Source organism: Pantoea sp. Acro-807 (assembly GCF_011752675.1).
In the GTDB taxonomy this organism is placed as follows: domain Bacteria; phylum Pseudomonadota; class Gammaproteobacteria; order Enterobacterales; family Enterobacteriaceae; genus Pantoea; species Pantoea eucrina.
Genome location: NZ_VWXE01000001.1, coordinates 75,640 through 95,956, shown reverse-complemented (window position 1 = coordinate 95,956; position 20,317 = coordinate 75,640). Strand labels below are relative to the sequence as shown.

The window sequence follows — 20,317 nt, the reverse complement described above, 5'->3', positions numbered from 1 at the left end:
TTATGAGAATAAATTTGATCGCCGCCGCAGCCGGTCTGCTGCTGGCAGCGCTGACGCTGACTGGCTGCGCCCGTCCGCCTGCCACGCCGCCAGCCGCATTAAGCAACCTGTGCGAGCCGGACGTGGCACCGGAAAGCGCCTCCTGCCACTGGACGCGCAGCGTTCAGCATCAGCTTAACCAGCAGTTTCGCGATGCGGCGCACTACGCCGGACAGCAGTGCTGGCTGCGGCTGGAGTGGCAGGCCAGCGGGCGCTTTGCCGTTACCCAGACGCAGGGAGATGAGGCGCTGTGCCTGCGCGCCTGGCAGCTGGTTGGCCAGTCCGCCGCGCTACCGCCGCCGCCCGATCGCACCCAGCCAGCGTGGTTTGGCTTTGCACCGCGTAAGTCATAACGTCGCCTGTCCCTCCAGCGGCCAGAGCCACGCTGCGCCGCGAACGCCGCTGGAGTCGCCGTGCAGCGCTTTACGCACCGGCGTTTCACACTCGCGGCCAAACACCCAGGGTTGCATCAGGCCGGGCAGCGTCTGGTAAAGACGATCCACATTGCTCATTCCGCCGCCCAGCACAATCACGTCGGGATCGAGCAGATTTACCACCTGCGCCAGCGCTTTCGCCAGCCGCTGTTCGTAGCGGCTCATCGCCTGCTCCGCCAGCGGATCCTGCTGCGCAATCAGCTGCATAATCTCCGCACCGCTGAGCGCCTGCCCGCTTAACCGCTGGTAATCGGTGGCAAAACCGGTTCCGGAGACAAAGGTTTCAATACATCCCCGTAAGCCGCAGTAGCACGGTACCTCCTGCTGAAAGCGCTGCTCGTCGGCATCCATCCACGGCAGCGGATTGTGCCCCCACTCGCCGGCGTTGCCATTGAGCCCGATGCGTGACACGCCGTTCATGGCGATCCCCGCGCCGGATCCGGTGCCGATGATCACCGCAAACACCAGCGGCTGACCGGCGCCGGCGCCGTCGGTGGCTTCAGAGACCGCCAGACAGTTTGCATCATTGGCAATACGCACCTCCCGGCTCAGCGCCTGCGCCAGATCTTTATCCAGCGGCTGTCCGTTCAGCCAGGTGGAGTTGGCATTTTTAACCCGCTGCGCATAGGGCGAAATCGAGCCGGGAATACCGACCCCGACGCTGCCCCGCTCTCCGGTCTGCGCTTCGGCCAGACGAACCAGATCCGCCATCACGCCGACCGTAGCAGCGTAGTCGTTGCGCGGGGTATTCACGCGATGACGGAACAGCTGCGTGCCGTCATCCGATAAAGCAATAACCTCTGTCTTGGTGCCGCCTAAATCGATACCGATACGCACGGGTTATTCCTCATTATTCACATGGGGTGGAGATACAGTAGAGGGGCGATTCGGGAAAGGCAATGAAACCCGGCGCAGGTTTCGCTATCATGCGCGCTCCCTGTTTGAGACTTGTGCGCCCGATCGCACCCACGGTAAGGAATCCCGATGTTGTGGTTTAAAAATATGATGGTTTATCGTCTGAATCGTGACCTTCCGCTGTCCGCAGACGATCTGGAAAAACAGCTTGATGCATTTACGTTCTCACCGTGCGGAAGTCAGGATATGGCCCAGACCGGCTGGGTATCGCCGATGGGTAACCGCGGGGAAGCGCTGGCCCACGAGGTCAACGGACAGATAGTGATCTGCGCCCGTACCGAGCAGAAAATTCTGCCTTCACCGGTCGTGAAGCAGGCGCTGGATGCCAAAATTGAGAAGCTGGAGGCGGAGCAGAGCCGCAAGCTGAAGAAAACCGAAAAAGATTCGCTGAAAGATGAAGTGCTGCACAGCCTGCTGCCACGCGCTTTCAGCCGTTTCAGCCAGACCTTTATGTGGATCGATACGGTCAATAACCTGATCGCTGTTGACTGCGCCAGCGCCAAAAAAGCGGAAGATACGCTGGCGCTGCTGCGCAAAAGTCTCGGCTCGCTGCCGGTCGTGCCGCTGACCATGGAGAAGCCGATTGAGCTGACGCTGACGGAGTGGGTGCGCGGCGGCGACCTGCCCGCAGGCTACGCCCTGATGGATGAGGCGGAGCTGAAAGCGCTGCTGGAAGATGGCGGCGTGATCCGCTGCAAGAAGCAGGATCTGATCTCCGATGAGATCGCCAACCACATTGAAGCGGGCAAAGTGGTGACCAGACTGGCGCTCGACTGGCAGGAGCGAATTCAGTTTGTGATTGCTGATGATGGTTCAGTAAAGCGCCTGAAATTCAGCGATACGCTGCGTGAACAGAATGATGATATCGATCGCGAGGATTTCGCTCTGCGCTTTGACGCTGACTTTACGCTGATGACCGGCGAACTCGCTGCGCTGATCGCCAGCCTGACCGACGCGCTCGGCGGCGAAGCACCACGCTAATCAGGCATAAAAAAAGCTGCAGCCTGAAGGTTGCAGCTCTGTCTCTCTTGCGCCGTTTACAGGTAGCGGCAGAGATAGGAGGTAGGCTCAGCTACCTGCAGATGAAACTCACTGTGGCCAGGGACATTAAATGTGCTGCCCGCCTCATACCACTTCCACTCCGCCTCACCTGGCAGCAGCACTTTCAGTGCGCCGCTCACCACCGTCATCTCTTCCGGCTGGCCGGTGCCAAAGGTGTACTCGCCTTCAGCCATAACGCCTACGCTGGCGCGGCCGATGGTCACGCTGTCGAACCCGATCGATTTCACTTTTCCGTCGAAATAATCACTGACATTGAGCATGCTTTTTCCTCGCAGCACATGAAGGTTATCAGCAGATTACAAGGGAAGCCCTCAGGGTGTCACGCAAATAAATCGCTGCTGGCGCAGCGGCAGGAAAATTCAGGAGAGTGCGGAGAATTCACTGGCGTCCCTGCCAGTGCGGCTTATTCTTTTTCCACATCTTCGTAGCGATCTTTCGCATCCTGCGCTTCCTGCTCAGATTCATGCTCGCTGATCAGGGAGTTCTCTTTAGGATGATCGGCACGCAGTTCATACCAGGTAACTTTTTTACCTTCGGGCCCTTTTTCGACGGCCACAACACGGGCTTCACGCGGATAGGGTGGTCTGGATGGCATCGTTTTCCCTCTCTTATCAGTGTTCCACACGGCAGTGGCGATCCGCTGCCTGTTACTGAGTATAGACCAGCATGCATTGATGCCAGTAAAGCGGGAGTTTTCTGATAAAAATCAGCTGGCGCGGGCCAGCGCGAGCGAACGTATTATCTGTTCTGCCACCTGCTCCGGCGGCTGCATGGCATCAACCTGATAGTGGGCCGCCTGCTGATAGAGCGGCGCGCGCAGGCGCAGGATCTCATCCATCTCCTCGGCAATTGGCTGGCCGGTAAGCGTGGGCCGCTGCGCGGTTTCAGGCTGCTGCTGCAGCCGGTTCGCCAGCGCTTCCGCCGGCGCGCTGAGCCAGATCACATGCCCCCGCTCGCGCATAAAGCGGCGGTTCACTTCAGCCAGCACCATCCCGCCGCCGGTAGCTATCACCGCTGCTGGCGTGGTGACGGCGCGCAGCGCCTCGGTTTCGCGCGCGCGGAAGCTCTCCCAGCCTTCGCTGGCAACAATTTCAGCCACGCTGCGCTGCGCTGCCTGCTGCAGGTAGTGGTCGGTATCGCAGAAGGTGTAATTCAGCATGCGCGCCAGCACCTGGCCGATAGTGGTTTTGCCGCATCCGCGTGCGCCGATAAGATAGATGGGTAATGACATCCGGGCTTATTCTCCGCCGTGCTCTGCCGCGCCGGCAGGCGATCAGGTCAATAATGCGTCGCATAATATCCGGATTTTATTTCAGCAGCCAGTTTCGAAGCACAAAATACGCGCACTCTGGCGGCTGCTATAATTAGCTCACTGAATTTACAGCGAAAAACCATGCGCATTTTGTGCATTACCCGGGCGGTGTAAGCGGGCAACATTTGCTTACCACGTCAGTGATTTACTTTCGCGCCCCCTGCCCGCATATAGATAGCCTTAACGCCAACGGAGGTTCACCATGCAAAATCAGGAACAGCAACTCATTGAAAATCTCTTTAGCCGGTTAAAACAGGCCGGTGAGCAGAGTGGCCCGCGCGATGCGGGCGCGGAACAGCTTATCCGTCAGCATCTGCAGAACCAGCCCGACGCGCCCTACTATATGGCCCAGGCGATTCTGATTCAGGAAGCTGCGCTGAAAAAGCTGAATGCCCGCATCACCGAGCTGGAAAATAACCAGGCACAGCAGCAGGCTCCGCAGCAGAGCGGCGGCTTTCTTTCCGGTTTATTTGGCGGCGGTTCGCGTCAGCAGCAACCGCAGCAGCAGCAGCCTGGCTGGAACAGCCCGCCCCCGCAGTATGCGCAGCAGCCAGCCGCACCGGCCCGCGGCACGGGCTTTCTCGGCGGCGCGCTGCAGACGGCTGTGGGCGTGGCAGGTGGCGTGGTGATGGCGGATATGCTCACCAGCCTGTTTCATCACTCGCAGCCGGAAGAGATCGTGAATATTATCAACGAACCGGCGCTGCCGCAGGTGGATGAGAACCTGGATACGTTCAACGGCAACGACAGCAGCAATGCGTTTCTCAGTGACAACAGCAGCTGGAATGACAACAGCTTTGCCGACAACAGCGATCTGAATGATTTTGACAACGGCGGCTTTGATGATGATGACAGCTTTGTCTGATCAGCGCTGACGCAGCCACTTGTCGAGTTCGTTGGCAAACAGCTGGCGGTCACGCGGGCTCAGCGCCGCCGGGCCGCCGCTCTGAATGCCGCTGGCGCGCATCGTTTCCATAAAATCGCGCATGGTCAGGCGCTGCCGGATGGTATCAGGCGAGTAACGCTCGCCACGCGGATTCAGCGCGGCAGCCCCTTTTTCCAGCACTTCCGCCGCCAGCGGAATGTCGCCGGTGATCACCAGCTCGCCAGGCTGCACGCGCTTCACAATTTCATTGTCCGCCACGTCAAAACCGGCCGCGACCTGCAGCGTCTTCAGAAAGGGTGAAGACGGCACGCGCAGCGGCTGGTTAGCGACAAAGGTCACCGTCACTTTTGTCCGTTCGGCAGCGCGGTAAAGTACCTCTTTAATGACCACCGGACAGGCGTCAGCATCGACCCAGATTGACATAATGGTTTCCCTGTAATGAATCACAGGCGCGATCTTGCCGCGCTGGTCAGGAAAGGCAATCGATATTTTGCCGGCACTTGTTATTCACGAGCGCTGACGTAAGCTAACCCGCAGCGAAATCAATACGATTAAGGAGAGAGCGATGCTGGAGAAAAAAATCGGCTTTATCGGCTGCGGCAATATGGCCCGGGCGATTATCAGCGGCCTGGTCAACAGCGGGCTTATCGCCCCGGCCAATATTCTGGTATGGGACCGCAAAGCGGAAACTAACCAGCAGATGGCGCAGCAGTACGGGATCAGCGCGGCGGAGAGCGCAGAAGCACTGGCGCGCGAGGCGGATATCCTGTTTGGCGCGGTCAAACCTAATGTGATTCTGAAAGTGCTCAGCGATCTGGCGGGCGTGATGAAAAAGGATGCGCTGGTGGTCTCGATTGCCGCAGGCGTGACGCTGGATTCGCTGGCCGGCGTGCTGGGTCACGATCGCAAAATTGTGCGGGTGATGCCCAATACGCCGGCGCTGGTCAATGAGGGCATGACCTCGGTGACACCTAACGTGCTGGTGGAGCCGCAGGAAGTGGACGATATCGTCGCTATTTTTGAAAGTTTCGGGAAAGCCGCCGTGGTCAAAGAGTATCTGATCCACGCGGTTGTGGGCGTCAGCGGCTCTGCTCCGGCATATGTATTTATGTTTATTGAAGCGATGGCCGACGCGGCCGTGCTGGGCGGCATGCCGCGCGCGCAGGCGTATGAGTTTGCCGCGCAGGCGGTGAAAGGTGCTGCGCAGATGGTGATCGAGACGGGCACACATCCTGCTGAGCTAAAAGATCAGGTCTGCTCGCCCGGTGGCACCACGATTGAGGCGGTAAAAGCGCTGGAAGAGAATGGTTTTCGCGCGGCGGTGATGAACGCCATGCAGCGCTGCATGGCGAAGTCAGAGGCGCTGAGCAAAGCGTAATCGCAGCCCTTTTCTGCCGGCGATCCGGTCCTCTTTCCTGAACTGAGGACCTGAATTAAGCCGGGCAGTTACGCGGTGTACTGCTCATAGAGCGCCACGCCCTGCGCCAGCGTCAGCGGCTGCTGCATCTGTTCGATTAGCGCGGCGGTAAGCGTGTACAATCCGGCCGAGCAGACCGCTGCAATTCTCCCCTGCTGGCAGTAGAACGCAATAAACCTCTGGTCATCCAGCGAACCCAGCAGACGATATTCATCCCACTCTTCGGCATGCCCGAGATATTCGTAACGGGTGCCGTAGTGCGCCGTCCAGAAAAAAGGTACGCGGTCGTACTCAATCTGCTTATCCAGCATATTCAGCGCGGCAATCCGCCCCTGCTGGTGAGCCACGCGATAGTGCTCGATGCGCTGTTCGCCATCGGCGGTGGGATAGGTGGCGATATCGCCGGCGACCCAGACGCTATCCGTAACCCGCAGCTGGCGATCGGTCAGCAGGCTGCCATCCTCCTGCAGCGTTAAGTCATGCACAAACCCGGTTGCGGGTCTGACGCCGGTGCCGAGCAGCACCCGTCGCGCGGGCAGCGTTTTGCCTCCTTTCAGGCGTAGCGCGGTGACTTCACGCTCTCCCTCCAGCGCCTCCGGCTCTCCCTGCTCAAAGATAACGCCGTTGCTGCGGTGCAGCGCATAAAAATGCTCCGCTATCTCTTCGCCAAACTGTTTTACAAACGGCAGACGCTGGCGGGCAACCACGGTGACCTTGACGTCACGACTGCGCAGCGCTCCGGCAACTTCCATACCGATAAAACTGTTGCCGACAATCACCAGCTCCTGCGTTTCATCGACATCGTTCAGCAGCGCCTCAGCCTGATCGCGCGAACGCAGCAGGTGAACGCCGGCCAGATCCCGGCCGGGAATATCCGGCGCCTGCGGTACGCCGCCGGTCGCCACCAGCAGCCGGTCAAACCTCACCTGCTCTCCGCTTTTCAGCGTTAGCGTCTTTGCACGCGCCTGCAACTGCACCACCTCATCCTGCAGCAGTTCGACCGGCCCCAGCACATCCTGCTCCAGCAGCGCAGGGACATCCTCAATAGCCATTTTGCCCGACGGCACAAACTTGCTGAGCGCGGTACGGTCATACGGGGCCGCGGCCTCCCGCTCGATACGAATAATCTGTCCGCTGAATCCCTCATCGCGCAGCGTCCAGATTGCCGCGGCGCCCGCCGCTCCGCTGCCGAGAATGACATAGACTGGCGCGCTATCTGCCGCAGCGGGTGCGGATGCCTCAGAAAGCGGCTGTTCACTGACCAGCACCTTGCCCTGCTCGATCCGCACCGGATAACGCGTCAGGTTGGCCAGCGCCAGCGGTTCACACATTTTTCCATCCTGCAGCTGAAATACCGCTTTGTGCCACGGGCAGATCAGTTTGCCGTCACAGACGGCCCCTTCCTCCAGCGGCGCGCCGGCGTGCGGGCATTTGGCCTGAAACGCCTGCACCTGATCGCCATCGCGGATCAAAATAATGTCGGTCTCGCCCACGCTGAACGGCGCGGGCTGCTGCTGCGCCAGCGCGTTAAGCTCTGTGATAGATTGATAGCTCACACCTTGCTCCTTTATTATTTTCGGATGCGGGATGACAAACCCCTGCAAAGAGTAAGTGTGGCAAAGCGTGGGAAACTGGCAGGAAAAATAAAGCAAGCGGCAGCTAAGTCATTAATCAGATGCCGCTTTTATCATCAGGCGCTTTTTTTCAGGCAGGTGCTCATAAAGGTTTTGCGCGCATCGCCCGAGAGATCTTTTTCCCCGGCTGCACTGTTGCAGCTTTTCATTTTCAGCTGCTGCGGCGTCATATTGCCGAGCTTGCTCTCTTTTTTCAGGCAGTCGCTCATAAACGTTTTGCGCTCATCGCCTTTCAGATTTTGCGTGGCGGCGAGCTGATTACAGCGCGCCATCTTCTCCTGCTGCGGCGTTTTTTCTGCAGCGCCGGCGCTGCCGACGGTAAACAGCAGCGCAGCGCCAGTCAGAATCAGTAACGAATTTTTCATTGCCGGGATCTCCGTGTAGGGGGGCTTTATCAGTCTGGCACGAAAATCAGTAACACAGCGGCAAATCGCTTACGCGCGCTTACTGGCGAGGATATTTGAGTAATTTTTCGATGTAATTTCGCAGCAGCACCGCATCAGCGCTCTCAGCAACCGGCGCGGCGGGCGGCATCGCGTTTTTAATCGCGCTGGCGATTTGATGGTGCTGTTCCGCATCCAGCTGGCGCAGCATGGCAGTCAGTACTATCTCCAGCGCCTCGATCTGTACCACCAGATCTTTGGACGCCTCTTCTTTCTCCGCCAGCCTGAGCAGGAGTTCTGCAATCAGATTTTTCATGCAATGAACTCGATAAGGAAAGGAGTGCTGACGTTAGCACTGAGCAGAAGAAAACAACAAGCGCTTTTCCTCACTTTTGTGAATAAATAAGCCTTAAAAAAGCGTAACAATTCAACATCTAATGGCGAAACGTTTTGCTGCTGCAGGCAGCCTGCTGCAGATCCTGCTTTTTTGTCACGGTTTCAGCAAAGACCGCTTTACAGCTGATGTTATTTCCATCAATGTGAGCGCATTACAATTTCAGAGATATCATCATGACTTCTGCGCTCTCCTTAGCGACTATTCTGGCGCGTCGCGACTGGGAAAATCCGGTTATCACCAGCCTGCACCGTCTCGATACCCATCCGCCCTTTGCCAGCTGGCGCGATGAACAGGCCGCCCGCGAGGATCGCCCGTCGCCTTCCCTGCAGTCGCTGAACGGTGAGTGGCAGTTCAGCTATTTTACCCAGCCTGAAGCGGTGCCAGAGAGCTGGCTGCAGCAGGATCTGCCGGATGCTACGGCGCTTCCGGTACCGGCTAACTGGCAGCTGTACGGTTATGATGCGCCAGTTTATACCAATGTGCAGTACCCTATTCCGGTTAATCCGCCGTTTGTGCCGCAGGCCAACCCTACCGGATGCTATTCGCTCACATTTACCGTTGATGATCGGTGGCTACAGCGGGGCCAGACGCGCATTATTTTTGACGGTGTTAATTCGGCCTGCTTTGTATGGTGTAACGGACACTGGCTTGGCTACTCTCAGGACAGCCGTTTGCCGGCGGAGTTTGACCTTAGCGCCGCGCTGCAGGCAGGCGAAAATCGCCTGGCCGTGATGGTGCTGCGCTGGTGTGACGGCAGCTATCTGGAAGATCAGGATATGTGGCGCATGAGCGGCATTTTCCGCGATGTGACGCTGCTGCATAAACCGGACGTCCGCTTCGCGGATATCCAGCTTGAAACCGTGCTCAGCCCGGAGTATTCGCAGGGTGACTTGCGCGTCAGCGTCAAGCTCGATGCCAGCCAGACCGCGCTGGCAGGCTGCCATATTCGCGTCTCTTTGTGGCTGGGCGATACCTGCATCGGCACGCAGGAGCAGGCGCCCGGCAGCGCCATTATTGATGAGCGCGGACGCTATCCGGAGCGGGCCACGCTGCGGCTGCCGGTGAGTCAGCCACGGCTCTGGAGCGCGGAGACGCCCCACCTTTACCGCGCGGTGGTCACACTGCTGGATGCGCAGCAGCAGGTACTGGAAGCGGAAGCGTATGATGTCGGGTTCCGGCGCGTCAGCATTGAGCAGGGCCAGCTCTGCCTGAATGGCCAGCCGCTGCTGATCCGCGGCGTTAACCGCCATGAACACCATCCGGAACGCGGTCAGGTAGTGGATGAGGCCAGCATGCGCCGCGATATCGTGCTGATGAAGCGGCATAACTTCAATGCGGTGCGCTGCGCCCACTATCCTAACCATCCGCTCTGGTATCGCCTGTGCGATCGCTACGGTCTCTATGTGGTGGATGAGGCAAATATTGAAACGCACGGTATGCAGCCGATGAACCGGCTCTCTGACGATCCGCGCTGGTTTGCCGCCTTCAGCGAGCGGGTTACGCGTATGGTACAGCGCGACCGCAACCACGCCTGCATTATTATCTGGTCGCTGGGCAATGAATCCGGACATGGCAGCACGCATGACGCCCTCTACCGCTGGGTTAAAAGCAGCGACACAACGCGTCCGGTGCAGTATGAGGGAGGCGGCGCAGACAGCAATGCAACCGATATTATCTGCCCGATGTATGCGCGGGTCGATCAGGATCAGCCCTTCCCGGCCGTGCCCAAGTGGTCGCTGAAAAAGTGGATTGGCCTGCCGGGTGAACAGCGCCCGCTGATCCTGTGTGAATATGCGCACGCAATGGGGAACAGCTTTGGCGGCTTTGCCAGATACTGGCAGGCGTTCCGTGAGTTTCCGCGTCTGCAGGGCGGCTTTGTCTGGGACTGGGCCGATCAGAGCCTGACGCGCTACGACAGCAGCGGTAATGCCTGGCAGGCGTACGGCGGCGATTTTGGCGACACCCCCAACGATCGTCAGTTCTGCATGAATGGCCTGGTCTATGCTGATCGATCGCCGCACCCCGCCCTGTTTGAGGCGCAGCGCGCGCAGCAGTTTTTCCGCTTTGACCACGACGCCACGCAGCCGGGCCGCATCACCGTTACCAGTGAATATCTGTTCCGGCACAGCGATAACGAGCAGCTGCGCTGGTGCATTGAGCAGGACGGCGTGCCGGTTGCGACCGGCACGGTGCCGCTCGATATTGCGCCGCAGGGCAGTCAGCAGATTGAGATTGCGCTGCCGTCAGGCCTGCAGGGTGCCGCGTGGCTGAATGTTGCGGTACATCAGCCGGACGCTACCGCCTGGTCCGACGCTGACGCCCGCGTGGCGTGGGATCAGTGGCAGCTGCCTGCCGCGCTGCCGCTGCGCCTGCCGGCGATTGGCGACAGTGCGCCGCAGCTGCTTATGCAGCCGGAGGAGATTGAAGTGGCGATCGCGCAGCAGCGCTGGCGCTTCTCGCGCCTCAGCGGTGAGCTGACCGCGTGGCTGGTGGGTGAGCAGCAGACCCTGCTGACGCCGCTGCAGCCCTGCTTTGTCCGCGCGCCGATTGACAACGATATCGGCACCAGTGAAGCAGCCAGCGTGGATCCCAACGCCTGGGTCGAGCGCTGGCGGCGCGCCGGCTACGAAGAGCTTGAACCGGTGCTGCTGGCGATGCAGGCCGACAGCCTGGCGCACGGGGTACAGATTGAAAGCTGGCATCAGTGGCGCGTGCAGGAGCAGGTCTGCTTTACCACGCACCAGCGCTACTTTATCAGCGCCCGCGGTGAGGTTACGCTTTCCCTGACGGTGGAGCAGGCCGCCGGATTACCGCCGCCGGCGCGTATCGGCTGGCGCTGCCAGCTGGCGCGCTCGCCGGAGCAGGTCAGCTGGCTGGGTCTGGGTCCTCACGAAAACTATCCGGATCGCCAGCTGGCAGCGCAGTTCTCCCGCTGGCAGCTGCCGCTTGCCGATCTCACCACCGACTATGTTTTCCCCGGTGAAAACGGCTTGCGCTGCGGTACCCGGCAGCTCGACAGCGGCAGCTGGCAAATCAGCGGTGATTTCGCCTTTTCACTCAGTCGCTACAGTCTTGAGCAGCTGCGCGATACGTCACATCGTCATCTGCTGCAACCGGAAACAGGCTGCTGGCTGCATCTTGATGGTTTTCATATGGGAGTTGGCGGCGATGACTCCTGGAGCCCGAGCGTCAGCCCGGAATTCCTGCTGACGCAGCAGCGCTGGCAGATGACGCTGACGCTGCATCAGGACGATCGGCAAATGTGAAAAAATATGACGAAACGTTGCTGACAAGCTTACGGCGCGCAACTATGTTTAAAAAATAACCAGACGCGCGGCCACTTTTGCGGGCACGCCGTTCGGGTTCTGTTGCTGCCGCCTGCTGGCGGCACGCCGTGTTGTCTCTGCGGAGGTCAGCCATGAGAACCTATCCTGACAGCGCCAGTCGGGCGATTACCGACTACTTCAACACGCCTGCCTGGCACGTGCCGCATGAGAGCGATCTGCTGGCGGCTATTATGCGGGAACTGATGGCCGAGGGGCAGCCTGCGACCAGTAAAGCGGTTATTGCGCGGGTCATTGAAAAGCTGGAGTTTGAGGGCGATGAGCAACGTCTGCAGAGCTACCGGACGCTGCTGGCACAATTACTGGGCAGCGAGCCGGGAGCCTGAGGGATGATTTATTTTGCGACCCGCAGCTGATCGGCTTCGCTGACGACGGCTTTACCGCTCTGACGATGGTAGAGGCAGAGTTCACGTCCGGTGCGGTTTTTCATGTGCTTTTGCGGATAGCGTCCCTGCAGCAGCAGCGCGTCATAACCGGTGCGGTCGTCAAACTGCACCGGCTTACCCACAATTTTCGCCTGCGCCAGCGTACTGGCCAGCAGGCACGCCTGACGGCTCTGCTGCTCATTTTCCTGCCAGGCAGCTTCGCCGGATGCATGCGCCAGCGGGGCCAGCAGCGTTAACAGCAGAAAGCCTGAAAATCTTTTCATCATTACCTCTTGTTGCAGTAGCGCGTTCGCCGGTTAAAAAAATTCCCGCCGCAGCGGGAAGAAACAAGACGAACAGTGCATGTCTGAGATGACGAGGCGATCTCTGTTTGTCAGAGTATCCTCGCCGCCGGGCATGACAGCCCGATGACAGTCGCGTGTCCGTCTGGTGTCAGCCGCAGTAGACGCGGGTGATATTGCCCTCTTTATCGCCCATGAAATTGAGCCGGTGCAGATTAAAGTCCATGGTGACGGCACCGTTCCAGGGGATCGCGCGTACCGGACCCGCAAATTTCTGGCTACCGATTGCAGTCAGCGGCTGGCCGACAAAATGCTGATACTGCGATGCGCGGCACTGATCGGTTTCCGGATCCACGCTGGCCTCAGCCTGGGTACTGTTTTTTCCGGCAGACTGACAGGCGCTCAAGGCCATGGCAGCGGTTAGCAACAGGACTTTTCCACAATGCGTCACAACTCTCTCCTTCTGAACAGATAACTACGTCGCCTCTGAGAGTAGCAAAGCGCGGCGCCTAAACGAACGCTAACGGCTGAAAAAATGCCCGTTTACACGCCGGAAACGGCTATTTTCTGCGACCAGTTTAGGATTAATCGCACTAAATGACTCACTTTTGCCCAGAAAAAAACTATCATTTCTAAGAATCATCTGAGGAGGCTTACTATGGAACTCATGATTTTTATCGGCTGCGCTATTCTGATGACGTTCGTGGCTGTTCGCGTTCGTTAACGCGCTGGCCGGTGACCGCCAGGCACGCCCGTCGGGTATCTGCCCGCCGTGCCTGGTTTTTATTGTAAAGCTCAGGTGGTACTGAAATCTGAGATCGCGCACCTCGACAGCACTCAGCGCCATTGCTACTATGCCATTCCCCCTGCCCGCTGAGTCGCCTATGGATACTCAATCCGACAAAGTCACCTTAACCCTGTTTTATGCGGGCTGCTTTGTTGTCTATTACCTCGTAACGATGCTGATCACGCTCTTTCCCAACTATAGTGCGTTGCGGAATGATGGCCTGCTGGTGCCGGTACTCTGCCTGTTTGAGTTCGCCGTGATCTATCCGCTCTACCGCTTTTATTGTCAGCGGCGCAGCGATATTCCGCTGGGTGCCCTGCGGCCTCTGCAGACGCTGCTGTTTATTGGTGCCCTGTTTCTGCTGATGGTGGCTCAGACGCAGTTTTTACAGCCGGAGGGCTGGCTGATTGAGCAGAGCCAGCAGGGGCGCAACTCAATGCTGATTTTGCTGCTGACGGCAGTACTGCTGGCGCCGGTATTTGAAGAAGTGCTGTTTCGCGGCTTCCTGCTGCAGGCGTTTCTGCTCTGGGCGCCCCGCAGCCGCTTCGCCTGCATGCTGCTGACGTCGCTGCTGTTTGCGGCGCTGCATACGCAATATGTGCACTGGGAAACGCTGGTAGCGCTGACGCTCTTTTCGCTGCTGCTCTGCTATGCGCGCCTGCGCAGTAATAACCTCGCCCTGCCCATTTTCCTGCATACGCTGAATAATCTGATTGCGATCCTGCCCGCCTGGTTCTTTGCCTGATCGGCTTCACTGTTTACCTGGGCACTCCTCTGCCGCCGCGCATTTTCAGTTACTATCACACTTACATGTGAAGGGATGATGGGACGGAAAAATGATTACAATGCTGGATGTGGCCCGGAAGGCTGGCGTCTCTAAAGCCACCGTATCGCGCGTACTGGCGGGTACGCGCTACGTCAGTAAAGCGACACAGCAGAAAGTATTTCAGGCGATCGAAGAGACCGGCTATCGTCCTAACCTGCTGGCACGCAGTCTGGCAACGCAGAAGTCACAGAACATTGGTCTGATTGTCACCCATTCCCTGTTCAATGGCCCCTATTTCAGCGAGCTGCTTTATCAGACCGCCACCCTGACCAATAACTACGGGCGCCAGCTGATTCTGGCGGACGGTAAAACCAGCGCCGACGATGAACGGGCGGCCATTGAATTTCTGCTCGATCTGCGCTGTGACGCGATCATTATCTATCCGCGCTTTCTGGATACGGCCGCGCTGGAAGCGCTGATTGAGCAGCACGCCATTCCGATTATGGTGGTAAACCGGCAGCTGACGCAGCATGCAGAACACTGCGTCTGGGCCACCCATCAGCAGAATACCTTTGATGCCGTACGGTATCTGATCCAGCGCGGGCATCAGGATATCGCCTTTATTACTGGCCTGCCGGGCTCGCCCACCGCTGCCGCACGGCTGGCGGGCTATCAGCAGGCGCTGGCTGCCCATCAGCTACCCTTTGAGCCTGGCCGGGTCATCCAGGGCGCATGGACCTCGCTCAGCGGTCAGCTGGCCACACAGCAGCTGCTGGCGTCGCAGATCGCGTTCAGCGCGCTGATGGCGAGTAATGACGATATGGCGATGGGCGCGGCACTGGCGCTGCACGAGGCTGGAAAACGGCTGCCGCAGGATGTCTCTCTGGTGGGTTTCGATGACATTAATATGGCCGCCTTTTTTCTGCCGCCGCTGACCACGGTACATGTGCCGGTTGCTGAAATGATCCAGCACACGCTGGCGCAGCTGGTCGCCATGCTGGAAGGCAAGCCGGTTAGCGTGTTACCGCCCTTTAGCGGGCGGCTGATTGAACGCGCGTCGGTTGCTGACGGACCCGCGCGGCGCGATCAGTAGCTGACCGCGTCGTCGAGCGTAGCGCCGTTGCTGGCAATAAGCTGCTGATACCAGAAAAAGCTCTTTTTACGATAGCGCGCCAGATCTTTCAGGTCATGTTCATCGCGGTTTACATAGATAAACCCATAGCGTTTACCGATCCCCTGATGGGTACTGACCAGATCGATCGCTGACCAGGGACAGTAGCCAAACAGCACCACGCCATCCGCAATCGCCAGCCGCAGCTGCCGCAGATGATCGCGCAGATAGGCGATACGATAATCGTCATGTACTTTGTTGCCCGCTTCCAGCGTATCAAAGGCGCCCAGGCCATTTTCCGTGACAATCAGCGGCAGCGCATAGCGCGCGTAGATCTCACGGGCGGTGATGCGAAAGCCGACCGGATCGATATACCAGCCAAACTGATTCTGCGACAGATGCGGATTATTGCAGCCGACATACACCGTGCTGTCGATGCCCGCCATCTGCTGATCCGCTTTCTGCTTACTGTTGAGTTCACCGCGTGCCGCATCCGGCAGGTCAGCGCTGACGGTAGCGGAGGCGTAGTAGTTAAACGCGATAAAATCGGGTTTGCCCGCTGCAATGATCGCCATATCATCCGCCGCAATCTCCGGCAGCCAGCCACGCTGCTGTAAAAAGGCCCACACCACCGCGTTGTAACGTCCGTGTACCGCAAGATCGAGATAGAGCCAGTTACGAATGGCTGAAAAATTATCGGCGGCCAGCACATCTTCCGGCCGTGAGCTGGCGGCGTAAACGCAGGAGATATTCGGTGCCGGGCCGATTTTTGCACCCGGCAGACGCTGATGACAGGCGATCATCGCCTGTGCCTGCGCCAGCATCATATGGTGATTCTGCTGATAAAGGGTGCGCTGCACATCTTCTGTGCCCTCTGCCAGCGTGCCGATGACCTCGCCCTTGAGGATCATCATGTTCTGCTCATTGATGGTCAGCCAGTATTTTACCTGCTTGCCATAGTGTTCAAAACAGGTGACGGCAAAGCGCTCAAACGCTGCGACGGTGCGCCGGTTTGACCAGCCGCCCGCCTGCTGCAGCGCCCACGGCAGATCAAAATGGTAGAGCGTGACCAGCGGTTCAATGCCGTGCCGGCAGATTTCATCAATCAGCTGCTGGTAAAACGCCACGCCAGCCGGATTAAGCTCGCCGTCGCCGTCGGGATAAAGGCGGCTCCAGGCAATCGAAAACCGGTAGGTTTTCAATCCCATTTCGGCCAGCAGCGCAATATCCTCTTTAAAGCGGTGATAGTGATCGCTGCAGACGGTAAAGTCAGTGACGTTATCGCTGAAGCGCGCGTGGTCGATGACTGACGGTCCTTTGCCATCCGTATTCCATGCGCCCTCAACCTGATACGCCGACGTTGATGCGCCCCAGAGAAATCCATCCGGGAACGCACCGGGATTATGATGCTGCATAGCTGCTCCTTACTGTTGCGCCGCCAGTTCACGACGCAGCTGAATGATCTCTTCCGCCAGTTCGCGACAGAGCATGGCGTTCATCAGATGATCCTGGGCATGTACCATAATTAAATTGACCGGAATTTTGCCGCAGCCCTCATCAGCACCAATCAGTTCGGTCTGGATACGATGCGCCGCTTTTGCCGCCTGCGTGGCGGCCGTGAGCTGTGCGTCCGCTTCACTCCACGCCTGATTACGCGCCGCACGCAGCGCCTGCATGGCGCAGGAGCGCGCCTCTCCCGCCTGAATGATCAGCTCCATTACCGTGGTTTCATCAATTTCCATCATGACTCCTTAGCCAGTTGTGCCGCTGCGGCCTGCTCCTGCTCCTGTTGCAGCAGCTGGCGCTCATACATCTTGAAAAACGGGTAGTAAATAAGCGTGGCAATCGCCACCAGCACGGCGATCAGCACGATCACGCGCCAGTCCCAGCCGGTTGACCAGGCGGCACCAATCGGAGCGGGCGTGGTCCACGGCGCCAGTGAGACAACGTGATTAATCAGGTTAGTTTTGGTGGCGGTCCAGGCGATCACGGCGTTAACCAGCGGCGCAAGCAGAAACGGAATAAACAGGATGGGATTCATCACCACCGGTGAGCCAAATATCACCGGCTCGTTGATGTTAAACATGCTGGGCACAATACTCAGTTTGCCAATTGAACGCAGGTGCGCTGAACGGCTGCGCAGATAAAGCAGCACCAGTCCCATGGTGGAACCGGAGCCGCCTATCACAATAAAAAACTGCCAGAAGGGTTCAATAAACACGTGCATGACCGGCTCTCCGGCGTTCAGCGCCTGCTGATTCAGCCCGAGATTGGTCAGCCAGAACGCCTGCAGAATGCCCCCGACGATCACCGCACCATGAATGCCGGCAAACCACAGCATATGGCACAAAAGCACCGCAACCAGTACCGCGGGCAGTGAATCAGATGCGGAGATAACCGGCGCGAAGATGGCCATAATCGCCTGAGGCAGCAGCATGCCAAACTGCGCCTGCACCCACAGGCTGAGCGGAAATAGCGTGAGAAAAATGGCGACAATCGGGATCAGCAGATCAAACGACTGGCGGATTTTTGGCGGAACCTGCTCGGGCAGCTTAAAGCCGATATGGTGTTTCTGCAGGAAATGCATCATTTCTGTGGCAAACAGCGCCACCAGAATCGCCGTGAAGATCCCTTCACCACCCAGCGAGCCTACCGGCAGTGTCTTGTCACTCTGGGGAGCTGCCACCACCAGAAAAGCCATCAGCGACAGGCTGGCCGCCATAAAACCGTTCATTTTGTAGCTGGTTGCAAGGTTATAGGCGATAGCGCTGGCGATGTAGAGCGCCATAATACCCATCGTCATGTTGTAGGGCATCATGATCTGCGCTTCATGCGCCTGCACCATACCCAGCCACCACTGTGCGAAGGCCCATGAACTGTCGGCAGAGAATGGCGGATGGGCAAACAGCAGCATAAACGAGCCGACAATCAGAAACGGCATAGAAGCGATGAAACCATCGCGAATTGCGATGACGTGACGCTGGCTGGAGAGGCGTCCGGCGAATGGGCTGATGCGGTTTTCAATGACGCCAAATAAAGATTCACTGATGCTGCTCATGGGCAAGCTCCTTGCAACAGGCAACAAGAGAATTAACCTGCGCAGCAGCTGCGCAGGCGGAAGAATTATTTGAGTGCGGGCGTTATTTTCAGGGGTGAATCAGTTTTAATGAATCTGCTAATATTTTTTCGCCGTTCATCATGCCGTAATCCATGCTATTTATGACGGCGATAGGCTTATTAAGCTGCTGAGCTATCGGAGCGAAATCAGCCAGTTTATATTTAATTTGCGGACCAAGCAGGCAGCAGTCAAAACCCTGAATTTCTTCATTAAACTCCTCTATGCCCACTGCTTTTATCTCAACATCAACACCCTGCTCTTTTGCCGCTTTTTCCATTTTCTGCACCACCATGCTGGTGGACATTCCGGCGGCACAGCACAGTAAAATCTTTGGCATGATCGTTTCCTTTGAATGATGTTTAATTAACGAATACACAGCCAGAAGATTTTCTGCAACCGGTTTCAGATCTGGATACAGAAAGTGTGAGAAATATCAAAACTCAATCCGGATAAATTAACTGGCAGAAAAATAGTGCAGGAGAGTGATTATACAGGGGCAGGGGCATAATTGCATGAAACAGCCGTCTGGCCGTCGCCGCAGCATCGGTTAGCTGCAGCAGAACGTGCCGGACGGCTGAGGCTGTCAGGAGATAGCAGAATCTTTATGTTTATCCGCTTCAAAGTGACTCTTGAACTGCTCATAAATGGAGATCATATTTGACGCATCGCCATGCAGAGGGCTTAATTTTCCGGCACGGACCAGCTCGATAACCAGCTGCAGTGCAGCCTGTTTTGGACTGCTGGCAGGATGGGCAATATCAGACATGCTTTTCTCACTCGTTTAATAGGGGTCAGCTGCACAGTTTAGCCTGGATTGTGCCGGGTTTGGATGCGCAGCGCGCTGCTGGCAGACCGTTCGGATAAAAAAGCCGCTCGGGGTGTTCATTGACCTGTGAGGCAATTGTCTATACTGGATCAAAAAAGGGAACACACAGCCACACATTTCGTACCAGCGCGAAGGTGTTAAAGGAGCCCGGTTATGCTGATTGGTTTTGTTTTATTAGTGAGTGCCTGCGGGCACGATGCCTGTGACGCGTTGCCGGTATCAGAGCGTATTTATCCGACAAAAACGGCCTGTGAAACCATGGCCAATCGCATCTACAAAGTCCGTCCTAACGTGGTCTTGCTGTGCGGCGAGGTTCATCGCTGAATTGAGGCCAGGATTTACTGCTTTGCTCACATTTTAGCCAGTCGCCATTGCAAGCGCTGGCAATAAGGTTCAAAATATAAGCTGTTTTACACTATCATCGTTGTGAATCCCATGAAGAAATCGCGCCCCCGCCGTCCTGCCGGACGCTGGGTTTATTACATTTTGTATGACGGTATCCTCTGGCCCTGCCCGGTGCGCTGGGAGTGGGAAAATGGCTTCGATGGCTGGCTTCCCTTCTACTATTCACCCACGTTTGAGTTTGTGGCGGGCGATCCGCGCAAGGCGTATCGTATTGCGCGCAGCAGCCTGCGTAACGTACGCGAAGCGCTGCATGATGCAGAGTATGCCTGAGTGCAGAAACAACGATGCGCCCGCAGGCGCATCGTTAAAACATTGACTGTTGCGCGTGACGCAATCAGTTATTCAGCGTGTAATCCAGCGTGATTTCCGCATTCAGCAGCTGCGATACCGGGCAGCCCGCTTTCGCTTTCTGAATAATCTCGTCAAAGGCATCTTTATCCACGCCTGGCAGCGACACGGTGCTGGTCAGTGCCACTTTAGTGATGGCAAAGCCTTCGCCTTTTTTGTCCAGCGAGACATCGGCGGTGGTGTCGATGCTCTCTGGCTTATGGCCGGCATTGCCCAGCATCAGCGACAGCGCCATGGAGAAACAGGCAGCGTGTGCGGCACCAATCAGCTCTTCCGGGTTAGTCCCTTTCCCGCCTTCAAAGCGCGTATTAAAACCATACGGCTGCTGACTCAGTACGCCACTCTCTGTGCTGACGGTACCTTTACCTTTGATGTCACCTTCCCAATGGGCCGATCCTTTCTTGTGAATGGTCATGTCATTCCTCCTGTTAGTGGACAGCACTGAGTATAGACAACCCGCTCTGTT

The 20,317-nt window shown here is 57.5% G+C and carries 26 protein-coding genes; 10 read left to right on the top strand and 16 right to left on the bottom strand.

Annotation, left to right across the window (positions count from 1 at the left end):
* Positions 1-2: 2 nt before the first annotated feature.
* Positions 3-392: a cell envelope integrity TolA C-terminal domain-containing protein gene (locus F3J39_RS00495; RefSeq protein ID WP_082032647.1), complete on the top strand. Its 390-nt coding sequence runs from the start codon at positions 3-5 to the stop codon at positions 390-392.
* Here the strand turns inward: F3J39_RS00495 and mak are convergent.
* Complete coding sequence (gene mak, locus F3J39_RS00490) at positions 387-1,310, bottom strand: fructokinase (protein WP_166713747.1); 924 nt, start codon at positions 1,308-1,310, stop codon at positions 387-389. The two genes, F3J39_RS00495 and mak, sit on opposite strands and share 6 nt — an antisense overlap.
* Before the next feature lie 147 nt (positions 1,311-1,457).
* On the opposite strand from mak, the gene rdgC reads away from it, so the two are divergent.
* The gene (gene rdgC / locus F3J39_RS00485; RefSeq protein WP_150017707.1) at positions 1,458-2,369 is read left to right on the top strand and encodes a recombination-associated protein RdgC; all 912 of its coding nucleotides are present in this window, start codon (positions 1,458-1,460) and stop codon (positions 2,367-2,369) included.
* Between the two features lie 56 nt (positions 2,370-2,425).
* Here rdgC and ppnP read toward each other — a convergent pair whose 3' ends face one another.
* The 3 genes from ppnP to aroL form a co-directional block, all read right to left on the bottom strand.
* Positions 2,426-2,710, bottom strand: a complete 285-nt coding sequence (gene ppnP, locus F3J39_RS00480) for a pyrimidine/purine nucleoside phosphorylase (protein ID WP_039382944.1) — start codon at positions 2,708-2,710, stop codon at positions 2,426-2,428.
* Between the two features lie 143 nt (positions 2,711-2,853).
* Positions 2,854-3,045: a YaiA family protein gene (locus F3J39_RS00475; protein WP_039382943.1), complete on the bottom strand. Its 192-nt coding sequence runs from the start codon at positions 3,043-3,045 to the stop codon at positions 2,854-2,856.
* Positions 3,046-3,156: 111 nt separating this feature from the next.
* Positions 3,157-3,681, bottom strand: a complete 525-nt coding sequence (aroL, locus tag F3J39_RS00470) for a shikimate kinase AroL (protein WP_039382942.1) — start codon at positions 3,679-3,681, stop codon at positions 3,157-3,159.
* Positions 3,682-3,964: 283 nt separating this feature from the next.
* On the opposite strand from aroL, the gene F3J39_RS00465 reads away from it, so the two are divergent.
* Positions 3,965-4,627 carry a DUF2076 domain-containing protein gene (locus F3J39_RS00465; RefSeq protein ID WP_039382941.1) on the top strand — a complete coding sequence of 221 codons (663 nt, stop codon included), beginning with the start codon at positions 3,965-3,967 and terminating at the stop codon, positions 4,625-4,627.
* Here the strand turns inward: F3J39_RS00465 and F3J39_RS00460 are convergent, their stop codons facing one another.
* Positions 4,628-5,071 carry a YaiI/YqxD family protein gene (locus tag F3J39_RS00460; RefSeq protein ID WP_166713746.1) on the bottom strand — a complete coding sequence of 148 codons (444 nt, stop codon included), beginning with the start codon at positions 5,069-5,071 and terminating at the stop codon, positions 4,628-4,630.
* 142 nt (positions 5,072-5,213) lie between these two features.
* Between F3J39_RS00460 and proC the strand changes: the two genes are divergently transcribed.
* Positions 5,214-6,026, top strand: coding sequence for a pyrroline-5-carboxylate reductase (gene proC / locus F3J39_RS00455; protein ID WP_166713745.1), 813 nt, complete (start codon positions 5,214-5,216; stop codon positions 6,024-6,026).
* A 68-nt stretch (positions 6,027-6,094) separates the two neighbouring features.
* Here proC and F3J39_RS00450 read toward each other — a convergent pair whose 3' ends face one another.
* The 3 genes from F3J39_RS00450 to iraP form a co-directional block, all read right to left on the bottom strand.
* A complete protein-coding gene (locus F3J39_RS00450) occupies positions 6,095-7,621 on the bottom strand; it encodes an FAD-dependent oxidoreductase (protein ID WP_166713744.1) in 1,527 nt (508 codons plus the stop codon).
* A gap of 134 nt (positions 7,622-7,755) precedes the next feature.
* Complete coding sequence (locus F3J39_RS00445) at positions 7,756-8,064, bottom strand: PsiF family protein (RefSeq protein WP_039382937.1); 309 nt, start codon at positions 8,062-8,064, stop codon at positions 7,756-7,758.
* 79 nt (positions 8,065-8,143) lie between these two features.
* Complete coding sequence (gene iraP, locus F3J39_RS00440) at positions 8,144-8,398, bottom strand: anti-adapter protein IraP (protein ID WP_094112120.1); 255 nt, start codon at positions 8,396-8,398, stop codon at positions 8,144-8,146.
* Between the two features lie 254 nt (positions 8,399-8,652).
* Between iraP and F3J39_RS00435 the strand changes: the two genes are divergently transcribed.
* Complete coding sequence (locus tag F3J39_RS00435; RefSeq protein ID WP_166713743.1) at positions 8,653-11,745, top strand: beta-galactosidase; 3,093 nt, start codon at positions 8,653-8,655, stop codon at positions 11,743-11,745.
* Between the two features lie 152 nt (positions 11,746-11,897).
* The gene (locus F3J39_RS00430; protein ID WP_039382934.1) at positions 11,898-12,149 is read left to right on the top strand and encodes a biofilm development regulator YmgB/AriR family protein; all 252 of its coding nucleotides are present in this window, start codon (positions 11,898-11,900) and stop codon (positions 12,147-12,149) included.
* Positions 12,150-12,157: 8 nt separating this feature from the next.
* Here the strand turns inward: F3J39_RS00430 and F3J39_RS00425 are convergent, their stop codons facing one another.
* Together F3J39_RS00425 and F3J39_RS00420 are read right to left on the bottom strand one after the other, a co-directional pair.
* Entirely contained in the window at positions 12,158-12,472 is a 315-nt protein-coding gene (locus F3J39_RS00425) for a hypothetical protein (RefSeq protein ID WP_039385730.1), read from the bottom strand.
* Between the two features lie 169 nt (positions 12,473-12,641).
* Positions 12,642-12,941, bottom strand: a complete 300-nt coding sequence (locus F3J39_RS00420) for an I78 family peptidase inhibitor (RefSeq protein WP_104084619.1) — start codon at positions 12,939-12,941, stop codon at positions 12,642-12,644.
* A 433-nt stretch (positions 12,942-13,374) separates the two neighbouring features.
* Between F3J39_RS00420 and F3J39_RS00415 the strand changes: the two genes are divergently transcribed.
* Together F3J39_RS00415 and F3J39_RS00410 are read left to right on the top strand one after the other, a co-directional pair.
* Positions 13,375-14,022: a type II CAAX endopeptidase family protein gene (locus tag F3J39_RS00415; RefSeq protein WP_039382931.1), complete on the top strand. Its 648-nt coding sequence runs from the start codon at positions 13,375-13,377 to the stop codon at positions 14,020-14,022.
* A gap of 91 nt (positions 14,023-14,113) precedes the next feature.
* On the top strand, positions 14,114-15,136 hold the full coding sequence (locus F3J39_RS00410) for a LacI family DNA-binding transcriptional regulator (RefSeq protein WP_039382930.1): 1,023 nt from the start codon (positions 14,114-14,116) through the stop codon (positions 15,134-15,136).
* Here the strand turns inward: F3J39_RS00410 and F3J39_RS00405 are convergent.
* The 5 genes from F3J39_RS00405 to F3J39_RS00385 all read right to left on the bottom strand — a co-directional run bounded on the left by F3J39_RS00405 (position 15,130) and on the right by F3J39_RS00385 (position 19,038).
* Positions 15,130-16,569 carry a glycoside hydrolase family 1 protein gene (locus F3J39_RS00405; RefSeq protein WP_145339279.1) on the bottom strand — a complete coding sequence of 480 codons (1,440 nt, stop codon included), beginning with the start codon at positions 16,567-16,569 and terminating at the stop codon, positions 15,130-15,132. The two genes, F3J39_RS00410 and F3J39_RS00405, sit on opposite strands and share 7 nt — an antisense overlap.
* A gap of 9 nt (positions 16,570-16,578) precedes the next feature.
* Positions 16,579-16,896: a PTS lactose/cellobiose transporter subunit IIA gene (locus tag F3J39_RS00400; protein WP_039382928.1), complete on the bottom strand. Its 318-nt coding sequence runs from the start codon at positions 16,894-16,896 to the stop codon at positions 16,579-16,581.
* Positions 16,896-18,212: a PTS sugar transporter subunit IIC gene (locus F3J39_RS00395; protein WP_104084616.1), complete on the bottom strand. Its 1,317-nt coding sequence runs from the start codon at positions 18,210-18,212 to the stop codon at positions 16,896-16,898. Before F3J39_RS00395 ends, F3J39_RS00400 begins: the two co-directional genes overlap by 1 nt.
* An 88-nt stretch (positions 18,213-18,300) precedes the next feature.
* Positions 18,301-18,609: a PTS sugar transporter subunit IIB gene (locus F3J39_RS00390; RefSeq protein WP_104084615.1), complete on the bottom strand. Its 309-nt coding sequence runs from the start codon at positions 18,607-18,609 to the stop codon at positions 18,301-18,303.
* 246 nt (positions 18,610-18,855) lie between these two features.
* A complete protein-coding gene (locus F3J39_RS00385) occupies positions 18,856-19,038 on the bottom strand; it encodes a hypothetical protein (protein ID WP_039382925.1) in 183 nt (60 codons plus the stop codon).
* Positions 19,039-19,251: 213 nt separating this feature from the next.
* Here F3J39_RS00385 and F3J39_RS00380 point away from each other — a divergent pair, with 213 nt between their 5' ends.
* On the top strand, positions 19,252-19,422 hold the full coding sequence (locus F3J39_RS00380) for a hypothetical protein (RefSeq protein ID WP_166713742.1): 171 nt from the start codon (positions 19,252-19,254) through the stop codon (positions 19,420-19,422).
* Between the two features lie 111 nt (positions 19,423-19,533).
* Positions 19,534-19,773 (top strand): hypothetical protein, encoded by a 240-nt coding sequence (locus F3J39_RS00375; RefSeq protein ID WP_039382924.1) that lies wholly within the window; start codon positions 19,534-19,536, stop codon positions 19,771-19,773.
* 64 nt (positions 19,774-19,837) lie between these two features.
* On the opposite strand, the gene F3J39_RS00370 is transcribed toward F3J39_RS00375, so the two are convergent.
* On the bottom strand, positions 19,838-20,266 hold the full coding sequence (locus F3J39_RS00370; RefSeq protein WP_094112128.1) for an OsmC family protein: 429 nt from the start codon (positions 20,264-20,266) through the stop codon (positions 19,838-19,840).
* Between the last annotated feature and the right edge of the window lie 51 nt (positions 20,267-20,317).